Source organism: Streptomyces sp. SID5910 (assembly GCF_009862125.1).
Lineage (GTDB): Bacteria > Actinomycetota > Actinomycetes > Streptomycetales > Streptomycetaceae > Streptomyces.
This window is the reverse complement of the sequence record NZ_WWHX01000328.1, coordinates 1-15,504: the sequence shown is the minus strand read 5'-3', so window position 1 is coordinate 15,504 and position 15,504 is coordinate 1. Positions and strand designations below refer to the sequence as shown.

Sequence of the window (15,504 nt, the reverse complement as noted above, 5' to 3'; positions counted from 1 at the left end):
TGGCACCGACGCCGGGCTGAGACCCACCGTCAGCTTCTTCTGCGGCCACTCGGCGCCCGAGTTCACCACCGCCGCCCTGACCCGGTCCCGGCTCTCGGTCAGGCTCTTGTCCGGCAGCCCCACCAGCGTGAACGCCGCCACGCCCGGTTCGAGGTCGGCCTGCACCTCGACCACCACGCCCTCGACGCCGACCAGCGCCACGGAGCACGTACGCGCGAACCCCATCACGCCACCCCCCGCGCGTGCTCGACGACGGGTGCGCCGCGTCGCGGCAGGAGCACGCCCACCAGATCGATGCGGACGCCTCCGGGCGGGGCTCCCCCGTGGGTCTGGATCCAGCGCTCGGCGAGCCGGCGCAGCCGCTCCGCCTTGTCGGGGGTCACGGCGGCCATCGGGTGTTCGAACGCCCCGCCCCTGCGGGTCTTGACCTCGCAGACGACCAGGACGTCCCCGTCCCGGGCGACGATGTCGATCTCACCCGACCTGCCGCAGCGCCAGTTGCGTTCCAGGACGGTCAGGCCGGCCTCACCCAGCCGGCGGGCGGCGAGCGTCTCGCCGTACTTTCCCAGCGCACCTCGTGCGTTCATGTCGGCACCACCTCCGGCGCCAACGATCACGCAGACGGGCCGAGCCCGTCGCTCACGGTGAACTACTCACCGGTTGTGGAAAACTCCGTCACCCACACGGAGACCAGGACCAGCCGCCGCCACCCGCCACCCGTCACCCGCCGGGAAGCTCCAAATCGCTCTTGTTCAGCTCCTCGATGTTCACGTCCTTGAACGTCAACACCCGCACCTGCTTCACGAAGCGGGCCGGCCGGTACATGTCCCACACCCAGGCGTCGGCCATCGAGACCTCGAAGAACACCTCGCCCTGGACCGAGTGCACCTGCATCTCGTAGTCGTTGGTGAGGTAGAAACGCCGCTCGGTCTCGATCACGTATTTGAACAGACCGACGACATCGCGGTACTCCCGGTAGAGCTTGAGCTCCATCTCGGTCTCGTACTTCTCGAGGTCCTCGGCGCTCATGGCATGTTCCCCTTCAGCCGTGCGATCCCCCCATTGTGCGCCAGTCCCGTGCGCCCCTAGACGATTTCGGTGTCCAGGGTGACCGGTCCGGCGGGGGGACCTTCGTCGAGCAGCGTGCGCAGCAGCTCGGCGAGTCTGGTCGGATACACCGTCTCATGTGCGCGGGTCAGTTCCCGGCACGTCCACCAGCGCGCTCCGGCGACGCTGCGCCGCTCCAGTTCGGTCAGGCCGGCGGCCTCGGTGGCGGTCTGGGTGGTGCGGGCGAGGTAGTACCACTCGTCCTGGTCCCAGCGGCGGCCCGCGAACGGGAAGGAGCATCTGCGCCGCCACAGCACGGGGCCGAGTTCGACGTCGGTGATGCCGGTCTCCTCCAGGAGCTCGCGCCGGGCGGCCTGCTCCCGGGTCTCGTCGCCCTCCACGCCGCCGCCGGGCGTGAACCACCAGTCGTCGGCCGGGTCGTCCGGTTCGTGGCCGTGCAGCAGCAGGATGCGGTCGTCGGGGTCCAGCAGCACCACGCGGGCGACCTTGCGCAGGCCGCCCTCGTAGGTGTCCCGGCCCGCCGTCGGCTCAGCGGCCACCGGTGTGCTCCGTCCCGGCCCGGGCACGGGAGGCGGCGGCACGTTTGGCGAACGGGCCGTACGCGGCCCCGCCGAGGATCAGCACGGCACCGGCGATCACCAGGGCGACGACCGTGCGCAGCGGGCCCGGTGAGGAGAGGCCGCCCAGCGTCTCGAAGCCCGTGGGCCGTTCGAGCATGCCGTTCATGGGCCATACGACGGCGTCCACGCGGGCGTCCACGGCGCCGCGCGACACGGTGCCGCCGGCGGCGTCGGTGAGGTGGGCGGTGGAGTCGACGGAGTTGTCGCGCTCGTCGCCGAGCAGGAACAGGCGGCCCTCGGGGACGGTCACGGTCGGGAAGTTGGTGATCTCGGCAGGTGTGCCGGCGGGCAGGTAGGACTCGTCGATCACCTTGCCGTTGACCTTGAGCTTGCCCTTCTGGCAGCAGGAGACGGTGTCCCCGCCGACGGCCACCACGCGCTTGACCATGGGGGCGTTGGCCCAGGTGGCGTCCTTAAAGACGACGACGTCGCCACGGTGGACGTCCGTGCCGTCGATGCGCTGCGCCAGCACCCGGTCACCGGCGTCGATCGTCGGCGTCATGGAGCTGGTCGGCACCGTGTAGGGCCGGTAGATCACCGCTCCCCAGGCGAAGCCGCCGAGGAACAGCACCAGGCCGAGCGCCACAGCGATGTTGGACAGCCGCTGCCCGGTCCGGCCGGCCGTCGGGGCCTTGGTCGCGCCGCCGCCGTGCGGGGCCGTACGTGTCGTGCTCTCGCCACCCATGGAAGCGCACCCTACCGGGCGGTACCCGAACGGGGCAGCCCCTCCCGGCTCCGGGACCGACCGGACCGGAAGGGCGTGCTCCGCGATGCGTCAGCGGGTCTCGGCCGGGGCGGTCCGCCTGCGCCGCCACCAGACGACCGGGGCCACACCGGCCAGGGCGAGGCCCTGCGGCGCGACGGTGAGCGCCGCGGCGGCCGTCGCCTGGTTCTTCAGACCGTCCTGGTCGAAGGTGTCGGGGACCGGCAGGGTGTCCCAGTGGCCGATCGGCCAGGCGACCACGACGGCGCGGCCGACGACCTCCTTCACGGGGACCATGCCGCCGTGCTTGTCCCCCTGGTTGTAGCGGGAGTCCGCGGAGTTCTGCCGGTGGTCGCCCATGACCCAGATGGAGCCCTCGGGGACCTTCACCTTGAACCGGCCGCCCTGGTCGTCGTCGCTGCACGGCGTGTTGCCGGGGTAGACGTACGGCTCGTTCAGCGCCATGCCGTTGACCTTGAGCGGGCCCGTGCCGTTGCACTCGACCGTGTCGCCGCCGACTCCGATGACGCGCTTGATCAGGTCCTTCTCGTCCGCGGACGGCATCAGGCCGATCCAGCTGAGGACCGTTTGCAGCGCGTTCGGCTCGGGCGTCGGCTCGCCCGCCAGCCACTGGTCGGGGTCGTGGAAGACGACGACCTCGCCGCGCTCGGGCTCCGAGCCGAACCACGGCGTGAGCTTGTCGACCAGGACACGGTCACCCTCCGTGAGGGTGTTCTGCATCGATGCGGACGGGATCGAGAACGCCTGCACCAGGAAGGTCTTGATCAGCAGCGCCAGCACCAGCGCGATGCCGATGAGGATCGGCAGTTCCTTCCAGAAGGAACGCTGCTTCTTGGCCGCGGAACGCCTCGTGGGCGGGGTCCCGCCCACTCCTTCGTCCTCGGTCCCGTTCTGTTCGTCCGTCACCCTGCCGTCCTCGGCCGTCCCGGAGTCGCTCGCGAAGGCCTGGGCGCCGTCCGTGGACGGGCCGGCCGCTTCCGTGGGGCGTCCCGGGTGTTCCTCGCCGTCGTGACCGGACCGTGCGCCTACCGCCACATCCCCCACGCCAACTCCTTACTCTCTGCCACCGCCTGCCCCGTACACGGCGCAGGCCCACCACTCCCATAACGAGCGGGAGTTCCGCAGGGATCGGGAGTTGAATCATCGCGTTCGGATCGTCGGGGGCAACCCTATGCGACGGGACGGGGGCAGCGGCCGAACCGGAGGCCGAGTCGGACACCGACGCGTACGTCGCCGGTTCGTCCAGGCCGGTCCAGTGCCCGAACGGCCAGGCGATCACCATGGCCCGCCCCACCACCTCGTCCTCGGAGACCGTGCCGCGGTCGGTGTCCTGGTGGGCGCGGGAGTCGGCGGAGTTGGACCGGTGGTCGCCCATCACCCACAGCCGCCCCTCGGGGACGGTGACGTCGAACGGCGACGTGGAGGGGACGTCACCGGGGTACAGGTAGTCCTCGTTCAGCGGAACGCCGTTGACGGTGATCCGCCCCTGGACGTCGCAGCACTTGACGTGGTCCCCGCCGACGCCGACGACTCGCTTGATGAGGTCCTTCTCGTCGTCGGACGGCAGCAGCCCGATGAAGGCCAGGCCCTCCTTGACCTGCTTGACGACGACGGGGTCGTCCTTCTTGGTGGTCTGCTCGCCCTGGAGCCAGCCGCCGGGGTCGCGGAAGACGACGACGTCCCCGCGCTGCGGCTCGGAGCCGAACCAGGGGGTGAACTTGTCGACCAGGACGCGGTCGCCGATCCGGATCGTCTGCTCCATCGAGCCCGACGGGATGACGAAGGCCTGGACGAGGAAGGTCTTCAGGACCAGCGCGATGAGGACGGCGACACCGATCAGGAGCGGAATCTCCTTGACGGCACCGCGCCTGCGGCGCCGCTTGACCTTGCGCTGGAGCTTGCGCCGCTCGGCCCTGGACCGGCCGCCGGACGGGGCCGCGGCGCGCCGGGACCCGGTGGGCAGGAGGTCCTCCGCGGGGCTGCTGGGCGCCCCGCGCGGCTTGCCCCGGCTACCCATCGGCGCCCTTGGCGGCCGGCGCCGGTGCGGGCACGCGCGCGTAGGCGTCCGGGCGGTCGAGGCGGGTGGCGTGGCCGAAGGGCCAGACGATCCAGTCGGCGCGGCCGATCACCTCGTCCACCGGGACCATGCCGCCGCCCGGCGAGCCGAGGTGGTCGCGGGAGTCGCTGGAGTCTCCTCGGTGGTCACCGAGGACGAACAGGGTGCCGTCGGGCACGACGACGTCGAAGGACACGGTGGACGGACGGTCCCCGGGGTACAGGAAGGCCGACTCGTCGACCGAACGCTCGTTCACCCGGACCCTCCCCTCCTTGTCGCAGCACACCACGTGATCCCCGCCCACACCGACAACGCGTTTGATGTAGTCGCCGTGCCCGAAGAACCCGGTGCCGTCGAACACGACGATGTCGCCCCGCTGCGGCCGGCCTCCGAAACGGTACGCCAACTTGTTTACGAGAACCCGGTCCCCGATCCTCAATCCGCGCTCCATGGATCCGCTGGGGATCTGGAAGGGGCGCAGCACGAAGGTGCTGACCAGCAGCAGACAGGCGAGGAGGGCGAGCAGGGTCACGGTGATCCGCCCGCCCGGCACCCAGTCGGCGAGCCACGCCGAGAACGCGGAACGCGACCGTCCCTCCGGTCCTTCCGCATCCGAGGGCTGCTCGGTGCCGGAAGGGCGGGAGGAGCGGTCGCGCTCCGTGGGCTGTGCTTCGGTGTCCATCGGAGCCAGATGTTATCCGGCTCCGCCATGGACCTCGGAGTGCGCTCAGTTCTCGCGCTTCTCCTTGATCTTCGCGGCCTTGCCGCGCAGCTCGCGCAGGTAGTAGAGCTTGGCGCGACGGACGTCACCGCGGGTGACGAGCTCGATCTTCTCCACGATCGGGGTGTGCACCGGGAAGGTGCGCTCGACGCCGACGGAGAAGGAGACCTTGCGGACCGTGAAGGTCTCGCGCACGCCGGCACCCTGGCGGCGGATGACGACGCCCTTGAACTGCTGCACACGGGAGCGGTTGCCCTCGATGACGCGGACGTGCACGTTGACGGTGTCGCCGGGGCGGAAGGCCGGGACGTCGCTGCGCAGCGACGCGGAGTCGACGGTGTCGAGCAGGTGAGACATTTCGTCTGCTTTCCTCGCTGATGCCACAGGTCATCAACGGAAACTAGGTGTTTCGGAATCAGGGCCGTGCGGGTCGGGACGGGCGTCGTGTCCCCCTGTGGCAGGGGCGCGCTCCGGACGGACGCACAACAGCGGCCTATTGTTCCACGCCGGGCGTCCTGCGCCAAAATCGGCCGTACGGCTCCCCGTCCGGGTCGGGCTGCCAGCCCAGGATGGAGAGCATCTCGCGGTCCTTCTTGTCGAAGGCCTCGGGGTCGCACCGCTCGATCAGGTCGGGCCGGTTGGCCGTCGTGCGCCGCAGGGCCTCGTCGCGGCGCCAGCGGGCGATCTTGCCGTGGTGGCCGCTGAGCAGCACGTCCGGGATGCCGCGCCCGCGCCACAGGGGCGGCTTGGTGTGCACGGGGCCCTCCAGCAGGTTGGCCATCGCGCCGGGGGCGAAGGAGTCGTCCCGGTGGGACTCGGCGTTGCCGAGGACGCCGGGCAGCAGCCGGGCCACGGCCTCGGTGACGACCAGGACGGCCGCCTCGCCGCCGGCGAGGACGTAGTCGCCGATGGAGACCTCGTACACGGGCATCCGGGTCGCGTACTCGTCGATGACGCGGCGGTCGATGCCCTCGTAGCGGGCGGGCGTGAAGATCAGCCAGGGGCGCTCGGAGAGGTGGACGGCGAGTTCCTGGGTGAAGGGCCGGCCGCTGGGCGTCGGCACGATGAGGGCGGGCTCGCCGGAGCCCGTCTCGTAGCCGTCGGCCAGCACGGAGTCCAGCGCGTCGCCCCACGGCCCGGTCTTCATCACCATGCCGGGACCGCCGCCGTAGGGGGTGTCGTCGACGGTGTTGTGCCGGTCGTAGGTCCAGTCGCGCAGGTCGTGCACCTGGACGTCGAGCTGTCCGCGCGCGCGTGCCTTGCCGACGAGGGAGACGTTCAGCGGTTCCAGGTACTCGGGGAAGATCGTGACGACGTCGAGCCGCATCAGTCGTCATCTCCGGAGGCGTCGGGCGAGGACGCGTCTCGCGACGAGGCGATCTCCGCACGGTCGTCGATCAGTCCCGGCGGCGGGTCGATGACCGCGCGCTGCTCCTCCAAGTCGACCTCGGTGACGATCTCGGACACGAACGGCACGTAGACCTCGCTGCCGTCGGGTCGCTCCACCACGAACAGGTCCTGGGTGGGCAGGTGGGAGATCTCGGTGATGCGGCCGACCTCCTGGCCGTCCACGGTCACCACGTCGAGGTCGATCAGCTGGTGGTCGTAGTACTCGTCCTCCTCCTCGGGCAGCTCGTCGGGGTCGACGTCGGCGATGAGGAGGGTGTTGCGCAGCGCCTCGGCGGCGGTGCGGTCGCCCACACCGGCGAAGCGCAGCAGGAGGCGGCCGCTGTGGACCCGGCCGGTCTCGATGGTGAGCGGTCCTACGGAGGCGGGGTCGGTGGTCAGTACGGCACCGGGCCCGAGCCGCAGCTCCGGCTCGTCGGTGCGGACCTCGACGGTGACCTCGCCCTTGATCCCGTGGGCGCGGCCGATGCGCGCGACTACCAGCTGCACTGTGCTTGATCTCCTGTCATACGACTGCGGGCCGGGGACGGCCCAGTGGCCTTCCCCGGCCCGAGCCGGTGCTGCGTTGCGAAGCGTCAGCGGACGTGGTCCACGTCGACGAGGTCGACACGGACACCGCGGCCGCCGATGGCGCCCACGACGGTGCGCAGGGCGCGTGCGGTGCGGCCGTTGCGGCCGATCACCTTGCCGAGGTCGTCCGGGTGGACCCGGACCTCGAGCACACGCCCGCGGCGCAGGTTGCGCGAGGCGACCTGCACATCGTCAGGGTTGTCGACGATGCCCTTCACGAGGTGCTCGAGAGCCTCCTCGAGCATGCTCAGGCCTCGGTCGACTCGGACTCGGCGGCGGCCTCGTCCTTCTTGTCGGCCTTCTTCTTCTGGGTGATGGCCTCACCCTTGCCCTCGTCGTCGCCACCGAGCGCCTCGAAGGACGGACGGGCCGACTTCTCGGCCGGCTGGAGCAGCGGCGCCGGGGCGGGCTCGCCCTTGAACTTCTGCCAGTCGCCGGTCTTCTTCAGGATGGCGAGCACGGGCTCGGTCGGCTGGGCGCCGACACCGAGCCAGTACGCCACGCGCTCGGCGTCGACCTCCATCACCGACGGGTTGTACGTCGGGTGGTACTTGCCGATCTCCTCGATGGCCCGGCCGTCACGGCGGGTACGGGAGTCGGCGACGACGATGCGGTAGTGAGGCGAACGGATCTTGCCCAGACGCTTCAGCTTGATCTTGACTGCCACGGGAGTGGGTTCTCCTGGTTTTGACGTGGGTGGGCACGGCGAGAGAGCCGCGTGGGGTTGCGGTACCCGAGTGCCCGATGGACGCGTCAGCCGGAGGAGAGAGGGGTCCTGTGCGACTGTCGAGTGCAGCTAGCCATTGTGCCACACGCGGGCAGGGCCCTCTGACCGAGGGCCCCACGCCTGGTCCGGCCGCCACGAGCAGCCGGACCGTCAGCCCGCCGCGGCGCCGACCACCTCCGGGATGCGGAACGGCTTGCCGCAGCCGCCGCACATGATCGGGGCCTGCGCCAGGACCGAGGGGACGACGCGCACGTTGCGGCCGCAGTCGCAGACCGCCTTCACGCGCACCCCGCCCCCGGAGGAGCCGTGCCGGGCGGCCGGACCGCGGAAGCTGCGGGCCGAGTCCGTCGCGGTCGCGGCGGTGTGGGCCTTCAGCGCGCGCTGGAGGCGCTCGATCGTCGGACGGTAGCGGCGCTTCGCCTCGGGGGTGAGCGTGACCAGGGAGAAGCCGCTGCTGGGATGCGGCTCCTCGGGGTGGTCCAGGCCCAGCTCCTCGGCGATCGCGAGGAATCGTCGGTTGTGGTAGCGGCCGGCGCGGGAGGTGTCGCGCACTCCGCGCGCGGCGGCGATGCCGTGGACTGCCTCGTGAAGCAGTCGTTCGAAGGAGAGTTCGTGCCCGCAGGCGGACGACGACTCTCCGATCAGGGACTCGGGCGCGGCAAGATCGGGCAGCTCGGGGTGGTGCCGCTGAATGTCGGCCCACGCCTGCGCCAGCTCTGCGGCGAGAACAGGTGGTGTCGTGCTCACGTAATGACAACGAGCCGGGGTGCCGCTGTGTTCCTATTCCGGGCCATCCCAAATAATTTGCACGTACCCGTCAGTTGCCGCTGATGCGTCCCGACGAGGGCGGGTGCGCTGATCTGCGGAGAAGCCTCACAGCTCGTACCAAGCTGGTGCGTAGTCCGGCGTACGCGCCGGCGCGTAGCCCCCGTCCACACGCCGGGGTGCGTGGGGTTCGCGGACGCGCAAGGGGCGTTTCGGCCGCCGTCGAAACGGAGGACCGCCACCCGGACGGGCACGTCGACGGGCGTGACGTTACCGGGTCGGCCGCCGGCGTGCGGCACCGCCCCGCCCCGGGGGCCTTCCGGGCACCGCGGGCCGTTCGCGTGGCCCGCCGACCTTGGCCGGATCGGTCCCCCTGGCGCCGCCGCCACCCGCTGTCATCGCCGACCGTCACGATCAGGCCATCCGTCGCGGAGTCCCGGCGGAGGCCGCCCGGCGTACCGCGCGGCCAGGCGCAAGCCAGGCGCACGTTGCCGGGAAGTGAAATCTCGCCACTCGGGCGGGGATCGGGCAAACCGGCCCTCTCTACCACTGGACGACACGGCGAGCCCGGAGTTACCTGGCATACGGGGGGAGTGCGAGCGCACTGCACGGGGGCCATGGAATCGGGCACATCCGCAACGGTCGGCGATTGGGGCACTTTCCTATGACACCTACGCTCGTGCGGCAGCACTCACCCCACGCGAGGGCGACGCCCGGCGTGGACCTGGATGCACGCGCGCGTGACTGGTCCGAGATACAGGAGCGGATGCTCGTGCCGCTCTACGAGGCCGTCTACGAGCGACTGGACGTCGGCGGCGGCACGCGGATGCTGGGCCTGGGCTGCGGCTCCGGGCTGGCCCTGCTGATGGCCGCCGCACGGGGCGCGGCCGTGACCGGCGTCGACTCCGGCACCCCGGAGCGTCTGGCCCTCGCACGGCAGCGGCTGCTGCCCGAGGCGCCCGACGCACGGGACGCACGCGCGCGTGCGGACGCCCGGGTCGTCGAGGGCGTCCCCGGTGACGCGCGGGACCTGACGGCGCCCGCGTTCACCCTCGTGACCGCCTTCGAGCCGATCGGCTGCCTCGCGGGCGACTCGGAGGGCCTCGGTGAACTGCTCGCCGAGGCGACACCGCTCGCCGCGCGCGGAGCGGCCGTGGTGCTGGTCGGCTGGGGCCCGCCGGAGCGGTGCGCCACGACGTCCGTGCTGCGGGTGGCCACCAAGCTGGCGGATCCGCTGCGCAGCCCGGGAAGCTGGCGCCCGGCCCTGCGCGACGACCTGGAGGAGGTCGCCCACCGGGCCGGCCTCGCACCGGACGGTTCCGGCCGCGTCGCGTGCCCGTTCGGATACGCGAGCGTCGACAGCGCGGTGCGCGGGCTGCTGTCGACGGGACTGTTCGACGCGGCGATCGCCGCGACCGACCAGGAGCAGGTGGACAAGGAACTGGCCGAGGCCCTGCATCCCCACCGGCGTCCGGACGGCACGGTGTGGATGCCGAACGTGTTCCGGTACCTCGTCGCCCGCACCCGCTGACACCGCACCGCGCGCACCGCCCCGGTGCTCCGTGCGCCGGGGCGGAGGCGGGCTGCGCGGGGGGTGACGCTCACGCCTCGGGGCCGTCCTTCGTCAGCCGGGTGATCCCCGCGATCCGGTAGGCGTCCGCCTCGTCCAGCGTCTCGTTGGCCAGCAGCGCCTCGGCCAGCGCGTCGAGCTGGAGGCGGTGGTCGCGCAGCTTGCGGACGGCCTCGTCGTAGCACTCGTCGACGACGCGCCGCATCTCGTCGTCGATGGCGTTCAGGGTGCCCGGGGCGGCGGCCAGTCCGTAGGCCTGCTGGGCGTCGCCGGGCAGCGCGGACAGCCGGCCGACCTGTTCGCTCATGCCCCAGCGGCCGACCATGCCGCGCGCGATGCGGGTGACCTGTTCGAGGTCGCTCTCCGAGCCGGTGGTGATCACGTCGTACACCACCTGCTCGGCCGCCATCCCGCCGAGCGCACCGATGATCCGCCCGCGCAGGTACTCCTCCGTGTACGCGTACTTGTCCGCGTCCGGCGTGGACAGCGTCACGCCGAGCGCCCGGCCGCGCGGCACGATGGTGATCTTGCGGACGGGATCGGCGCCCGGCTGGAGCATGCCCAGCAGGGCGTGCCCGCTCTCGTGGTAGGCGGTGCGCCGGCGTTCCTCCTCGGGCATCACCAGCGGCCGTTCGGCGCCGAGCTGGACCTTCTCCAGGGCCTCGGAGAGGTTCGCCTGCGTCACCCGGTCCTGCTTGCGCTTGACCGCGAGGAGGGCGGCCTCGTTGGCGAGGTTGGCCAGCTCGGCGCCGGTCATGCCCGGTGTCGTACGGGCGACCTGGGCGAGGTCGACGTCCGGGGCGAGCGGGATCTCGCGGGTGTGGATGTCCAGGATGGCCTCCCTGCCGTCCCGGTCGGGCGGCGAGACGCTCACCACCCGGTCGAAGCGGCCCGGCCGGGTCAGGGCCGGGTCGAGGATGTCGGCGCGGTTGGTGGCGGCGATGACGACGACGCCCTCGGCGCCCGAGAAGCCGTCCATCTCGGTGAGGATCTGGTTGAGGGTCTGCTCGCGCTCGTCGTGGCCGCCCATGCCGGAGCCGCCGCCGCGGGCCCGGCCGATGGTGTCGATCTCGTCGATGAAGATGATCGACGGCGCCACCTTGCGGGCCTCGGCGAACAGCTCCCGCACCCGGGAGGCGCCCACGCCGACGATCATCTCGATGAACTCGGACGCGGACGCCGAGAAGAACGGCACCCCTGCCTCACCGGCCACCGCGCGCGCGAGCAGTGTCTTGCCGGTGCCGGGCGGGCCGGTCAGCAGGACGCCCCGGGGCATCTTGGCGCCCATCCGCCGGTAGGCGCCGGGATTCTTCAGGAAGTCGACGACGTCGCTCAGCTCGCCCTCGACCTCGTCGATGCCGGCCACGTCCGCGAAGGTGGTGCGCGGCTTGCCCGCCTCCAGCTCGACCGGCTTGGGCGGCGCCTTGCGGCCGAGCATGCCGCCCGCACCGCCCATCGCCCCGCGCATCCGCCGCGCGATGAAGACCCACAGCACGACCAGGATCAGCATCGGGGCGAGCGCGATCAGCAGATTGGCCAGGAAGCTGCGGTGCTGGACGACCGGCTCGGCGGTGACGGTGACATCGTGCCCGGTCAGGTCGGCCCAGAGCTTGTCGTCGGCGAACGTGGGCCGCTCGGTCGTGAACTTGGTGTACGTCCCGTCGCCCTCGGGATTGTCGCGGGCCTTCTTCAGCTGGCCCTGGATCGCGTCGCCCTTGGCGTAGATCTTGCTGACGTTGCCCGCGTCGACCTGCTTGCTGAACTCGGTGTACGAGATCGTCGGCTCGTCGCCCTCGTTGAAGAACGACAGCACCAGGTTGGCGATGAGGTAGACGACCAGCGCCGCGAGGACCAGGTTCCACCAGCCGCCGCGCATCCTGCGTCCACCGGACGGCGGCTTCGGCGGCTCGTCGGGCGTGCCCTCGGTGCGCCAGGGCGGCTCGGGGGCCTTGCGCGGCGGGGACGGGTTGGTCATACCGGGACGTTACGACAGGAAAGCCGCCTGGGCATGTGCGTGTACGGCGCCGGGGGCGCCCCACGCTGTCGCGCGCGGGACGCCCCCGGTGCCGTAGGGACGACGGTGTCAGCCCATGAACTTCTTGAACTCGTCCGGCAGCTCGAAGTCGTTGCCGCCCTGCTGCGGCAGCCCGAAGGCGTTGCCGCCCTCGGCCGCGGCGGCGCGGCGGGCGGCCTCCTCCTGCTCCTGCTGCTTGCGCTTCATCGGGTTGCCGGAGCGCTGCTTGCCCTTGGCCTTCTTCTGCTGCTTCTTCTGCCGGCCCGGACCGCCACCCATGCCCGGCATCCCCGGCATACCGGGCATGCCGCCGCCCTGGGCCATGCGGGACATCATCTTGCGGGCCTCGAAGAACCGCTCGACCAGGCCCTTCACCGCGCTGACCTCGACGCCGGAACCCTTGGCGATACGGGCGCGGCGCGAGCCGTTGATGATGGTCGGCTCCTGGCGCTCGGCCGGGGTCATCGACTTGATGATCGCGCCGATGCGGTCGACCTCGCGCTCGTCCAGGTTGTTGATCTGGTCCTTGATCTGGCCCATGCCGGGCAGCATCCCCAGGAGCTTGGAGAGGGAGCCCATCTTCCTGACCTGCTCCATCTGGGCCAGGAAGTCGTCCAGGGTGAAGTCCTGGCCCTTCTTGGACGCCAGCTTGGAGGCCATCTTCTCGGCCTCTTCCTGACTGAACGTCTTCTCCGCCTGCTCGATCAGGGTGAGCAGGTCACCCATGTCGAGGATGCGGGAGGCCATCCGGTCCGGGTGGAAGGCGTCGAAGTCGTCCAGCTTCTCGCCGTTGGAGGCGAACATGATCGGCTTGCCGGTCACCGAGGCGATCGACAGGGCCGCACCACCGCGGGCGTCGCCGTCGAGCTTGGACAGCACCACGCCGTCGAAGCCGACGCCGTCGCGGAAGGCCTCCGCGGTGTTGACGGCGTCCTGGCCGATCATCGCGTCGACGACGAACAGGATCTCGTCGGGGCGCACGGCGTCGCGGATGTCCGCGGCCTGCCGCATCAGCTCCTGGTCGATGCCGAGGCGGCCGGCGGTGTCGACGATGACGATGTCGTGGACCTTGGCCTTGGCGAACTCGATGGAGTCCTGGGCGACCTTGACCGGGTCGCCCACGCCGTTGCCCGGCTCGGGCGCGTACACCGCGACGCCGGCGCGCTCGGCGACGACGCTCAGCTGGTTGACGGCGTTGGGGCGCTGGAGGTCACAGGCGACCAGCAGCGGGGAGTGGCCCTGCTCCTTGAGCCAGCGGCCCAGCTTGCCCGCGAGGGTGGTCTTACCGGCACCCTGGAGACCCGCGAGCATGATCACGGTCGGCGGCTGCTTGGCGAAGCGCAGACGGCGGGTCTCGCCGCCGAGGATGGTGACCAGTTCCTCGTTGACGATCTTGAGGACCTGCTGCGCCGGATTGAGCGCCTTGGAGACCTCGGAGCCCAGCGAGCGCTCCTTGACGCGCTTGATGAACGCGCGCACGACGGGCAGGGCCACGTCGGCCTCGAGGAGCGCGATGCGGATCTCGCGTGCCGTGGCGTCGATGTCCGCCTCGGACAGCCGTCCTTTGCCCCGGAGGGACTTGAAGGTGGCTGACAGGCGGTCGGAGAGAGTATCGAACACGGCGGCGTAGGTCCTCGCGTCGGCGGTGGTGTGGGTCGCCCTCAAGGGTATCGGGCCCGGCAAGCAAATCGTCCCTGCCCGCTACAGAGAGCGGACAGGGACACGATCCCAGCACACCGGACCGAAGCGCGGTCCGGCCGCCAGGTCACCCCCGCAGCGCGTCCTCCAGCACCCGGGCCACCTCCGCCGCCTCCTCCGCGGGCAGCCGCGCCCCCTCCGCGCCCGTGACGTAGAACGCGTCGACCGCGTTCGAGCCCAGCGTCGAGGCGTGCGCGCTGCGCACCCGCACCCCCGCGCCCTCCAGTGCCCGTCCGATGCGGAACAGCAGGCCGGGCGCGTCCTGGGCGCGGACCTCGATCACCGTGGCGTGGCGGGACGCGGCGGGCTCGACGGTCACCCGGGGCGGCGGCGGGACCACGCCCCGGCGGCGCGGGTAGGCGGCGTCCCGCTCGGCGAGGCGGCCCGCGATGTCCAGCGTGCCGTCGAGGGCGCGGACCAGGTCGGCGCGCAGACGGGCGGCCTGCGGCAGGGAGCCGTACTCGGCGGCGACCCGCCAGGCCAGCAGCAGGACGGAGCCCTCGACGCCGTCCGGCAGCGGAAGGGAGCGCAGCTCGGCGGTGCGGACGGTCAGGCGGTGCATGGCCAGGACACCGGCGACGGCGGGGAGCACGCCGGGCTGGTCGGGCACGGCGATGAGCAGCTCCACGCCGAGGGGCTCCTGCTCCGCGGCCGTGGGCTCGGTCTGGGCCCGCAGGGACAGCACCGGCCCGCCCGTGCGGAACGCCTCGACGGCGAGCCGTTCCTGCGGGGCGGTGGGCGCGGGGGCCTCGGGTTCCTCCAGGGGGTCCCCGGCGAGGACCGCCGAGACGCGTTTGACCAGGTCGGCGACGAGCGACGCGCGCCAGGCCGACCAGGCGGCCGGCCCGGTGGCCAGGGCGTCCGCCTCGGTCAGGGCGTGCAGCAGCTCCAGGGTGCCCTGGGTGCCGACCGCCTCGGCGACCGCGCGGACGGTGGCCGGGTCGTCCAGGTCGCGCCGGGTGGCCGTCTCGACGAGGAGCAGGTGGTGGCGTACGAGGGTGGCGAGGACGGCGGCGTCCGCGCGGTCGAAGCCGATGCGGGCGGCCACGTCCCGGGCGATGGTCTCGCCGGCCACGGAGTGGTCGCCGGGCCAGCCCTTGCCGATGTCGTGCAGCAGCGCGGCGACGAGGAGCAGGTCGGGGCGGTGGACGCGGCGGGTGAACGCGGAGGCGCGGACGGCGGTCTCGATGAGGTGCCGGTCGACGGTCCACAGGTGGACGGCGTTGCGCTGCGGGCGGCAGCGGACGCGCTCCCAGTCGGGCAGCAGCCGGGTGACCAGGCCCTCGGCCTCCAGGGCCTCCCAGACCTCCACGGTGGGGCGGCCCGAGCCGAGCAGGGTCACCAGCTGTTCGCGGGCCTCCGCGGGCCAGGGCGAGGGCAGCGGGCCCGCGGTTCCCGCCAGGCGCCGTACGGCGTGCAGGGAGAGCGGCAGTCCGGCCTGTGCGGCGGCGGCCGCGGCGCGCAGCGGGAGCACGGGGTCGCGTTCGGGGCGTGCGGTGCGGGCGAGCACCACCTCGCCGTCCTGCTCGACGACGCCCTCGGCGAGCGGGCTGCGCTCGGCGGC

The 15,504-nt window shown here is 71.9% G+C and carries 17 protein-coding genes and 1 pseudogene; 1 reads left to right on the top strand and 17 read right to left on the bottom strand.

Annotated elements, in window-relative coordinates; translation table 11 throughout:
- The 14 genes and pseudogenes from GTW67_RS11120 to GTW67_RS11055 all read right to left on the bottom strand — a co-directional run.
- Positions 1–225 (bottom strand): magnesium chelatase domain-containing protein (locus GTW67_RS11120; RefSeq protein WP_272920481.1); only part of this gene is annotated, 225 nt, incomplete at its 3' end.
- Complete coding sequence (locus GTW67_RS11115) at positions 225–587, bottom strand: YraN family protein (RefSeq protein WP_161164637.1); 363 nt, start codon at positions 585–587, stop codon at positions 225–227. The genes GTW67_RS11120 and GTW67_RS11115, both read right to left, overlap by 1 nt.
- Before the next feature lie 133 nt (positions 588–720).
- On the bottom strand, positions 721–1,029 hold the full coding sequence (locus GTW67_RS11110) for a DUF2469 domain-containing protein (RefSeq protein ID WP_003965949.1): 309 nt from the start codon (positions 1,027–1,029) through the stop codon (positions 721–723).
- Positions 1,030–1,085: 56 nt separating this feature from the next.
- On the bottom strand, positions 1,086–1,607 hold the full coding sequence (locus GTW67_RS11105) for an NUDIX domain-containing protein (RefSeq protein ID WP_161164636.1): 522 nt from the start codon (positions 1,605–1,607) through the stop codon (positions 1,086–1,088).
- The gene (gene lepB, locus GTW67_RS11100; RefSeq protein ID WP_161164635.1) at positions 1,597–2,373 is read right to left on the bottom strand and encodes a signal peptidase I; all 777 of its coding nucleotides are present in this window, start codon (positions 2,371–2,373) and stop codon (positions 1,597–1,599) included. Before lepB (GTW67_RS11100) ends, GTW67_RS11105 begins: the two co-directional genes overlap by 11 nt.
- 90 nt (positions 2,374–2,463) lie before the next feature.
- Entirely contained in the window at positions 2,464–3,456 is a 993-nt protein-coding gene (lepB, locus tag GTW67_RS11095; RefSeq protein ID WP_346010624.1) for a signal peptidase I, read from the bottom strand.
- Positions 3,347–4,429: pseudogene (gene lepB, locus GTW67_RS11090) on the bottom strand (signal peptidase I); the annotation flags it as partial. The pseudogene lepB (GTW67_RS11090) and the gene lepB (GTW67_RS11095), both read right to left, overlap by 110 nt.
- The gene (gene lepB, locus GTW67_RS11085; protein ID WP_161164632.1) at positions 4,422–5,150 is read right to left on the bottom strand and encodes a signal peptidase I; all 729 of its coding nucleotides are present in this window, start codon (positions 5,148–5,150) and stop codon (positions 4,422–4,424) included. The pseudogene lepB (GTW67_RS11090) and the gene lepB (GTW67_RS11085), both read right to left, overlap by 8 nt.
- 45 nt (positions 5,151–5,195) lie before the next feature.
- The gene (gene rplS, locus GTW67_RS11080) at positions 5,196–5,546 is read right to left on the bottom strand and encodes a 50S ribosomal protein L19 (protein ID WP_161164631.1); all 351 of its coding nucleotides are present in this window, start codon (positions 5,544–5,546) and stop codon (positions 5,196–5,198) included.
- Positions 5,547–5,682: 136 nt separating this feature from the next.
- A complete protein-coding gene (gene trmD, locus GTW67_RS11075; RefSeq protein WP_161164630.1) occupies positions 5,683–6,516 on the bottom strand; it encodes a tRNA (guanosine(37)-N1)-methyltransferase TrmD in 834 nt (277 codons plus the stop codon).
- Complete coding sequence (gene rimM / locus GTW67_RS11070) at positions 6,516–7,085, bottom strand: ribosome maturation factor RimM (protein ID WP_161164629.1); 570 nt, start codon at positions 7,083–7,085, stop codon at positions 6,516–6,518. Before rimM ends, trmD begins: the two co-directional genes overlap by 1 nt.
- Positions 7,086–7,171: 86 nt before the next feature.
- Complete coding sequence (locus GTW67_RS11065) at positions 7,172–7,411, bottom strand: RNA-binding protein (RefSeq protein ID WP_003973401.1); 240 nt, start codon at positions 7,409–7,411, stop codon at positions 7,172–7,174.
- A 2-nt stretch (positions 7,412–7,413) separates the two neighbouring features.
- Positions 7,414–7,833 carry a 30S ribosomal protein S16 gene (gene rpsP / locus GTW67_RS11060; protein WP_161164628.1) on the bottom strand — a complete coding sequence of 140 codons (420 nt, stop codon included), beginning with the start codon at positions 7,831–7,833 and terminating at the stop codon, positions 7,414–7,416.
- A 210-nt stretch (positions 7,834–8,043) separates the two neighbouring features.
- Positions 8,044–8,640 carry a hypothetical protein gene (locus GTW67_RS11055; protein ID WP_161164627.1) on the bottom strand — a complete coding sequence of 199 codons (597 nt, stop codon included), beginning with the start codon at positions 8,638–8,640 and terminating at the stop codon, positions 8,044–8,046.
- A 682-nt stretch (positions 8,641–9,322) separates the two neighbouring features.
- Here GTW67_RS11055 and GTW67_RS11050 point away from each other — a divergent pair.
- On the top strand, positions 9,323–10,189 hold the full coding sequence (locus GTW67_RS11050) for a class I SAM-dependent methyltransferase (protein ID WP_161164626.1): 867 nt from the start codon (positions 9,323–9,325) through the stop codon (positions 10,187–10,189).
- A gap of 70 nt (positions 10,190–10,259) precedes the next feature.
- Here GTW67_RS11050 and ftsH read toward each other — a convergent pair whose 3' ends face one another.
- The 3 genes from ftsH to GTW67_RS11035 form a co-directional block, all read right to left on the bottom strand.
- Positions 10,260–12,203 (bottom strand): ATP-dependent zinc metalloprotease FtsH, encoded by a 1,944-nt coding sequence (gene ftsH / locus GTW67_RS11045; protein WP_161164625.1) that lies wholly within the window; start codon positions 12,201–12,203, stop codon positions 10,260–10,262.
- 108 nt (positions 12,204–12,311) lie between these two features.
- Positions 12,312–13,862, bottom strand: coding sequence for a signal recognition particle protein (ffh, locus tag GTW67_RS11040; RefSeq protein WP_161164624.1), 1,551 nt, complete (start codon positions 13,860–13,862; stop codon positions 12,312–12,314).
- Between the two features lie 145 nt (positions 13,863–14,007).
- Positions 14,008–15,504: [protein-PII] uridylyltransferase (locus tag GTW67_RS11035; RefSeq protein ID WP_161164623.1), on the bottom strand; the 1,497-nt coding region annotated here is incomplete at its 5' end.

Coding starts and splice junctions, on each gene's coding strand:
- GTW67_RS11115 (WP_161164637.1), bottom strand. CDS start 587: ATGAACGCACGAGGTGCGCTGGGAAAGTACGGCGAGACGCTCGCCGCC.
- trmD (WP_161164630.1), bottom strand. CDS start 6,516: ATGCGGCTCGACGTCGTCACGATCTTCCCCGAGTACCTGGAACCGCTG.
- GTW67_RS11065 (WP_003973401.1), bottom strand. CDS start 7,411: ATGCTCGAGGAGGCTCTCGAGCACCTCGTGAAGGGCATCGTCGACAAC.
- GTW67_RS11050 (WP_161164626.1), top strand. CDS start 9,323: ATGACACCTACGCTCGTGCGGCAGCACTCACCCCACGCGAGGGCGACG.
- lepB (WP_161164635.1), bottom strand. CDS start 2,373: ATGGGTGGCGAGAGCACGACACGTACGGCCCCGCACGGCGGCGGCGCG.
- lepB (WP_161164632.1), bottom strand. CDS start 5,150: ATGGACACCGAAGCACAGCCCACGGAGCGCGACCGCTCCTCCCGCCCT.
- GTW67_RS11110 (WP_003965949.1), bottom strand. CDS start 1,029: ATGAGCGCCGAGGACCTCGAGAAGTACGAGACCGAGATGGAGCTCAAG.
- ftsH (WP_161164625.1), bottom strand. CDS start 12,203: ATGACCAACCCGTCCCCGCCGCGCAAGGCCCCCGAGCCGCCCTGGCGC.
- rplS (WP_161164631.1), bottom strand. CDS start 5,546: ATGTCTCACCTGCTCGACACCGTCGACTCCGCGTCGCTGCGCAGCGAC.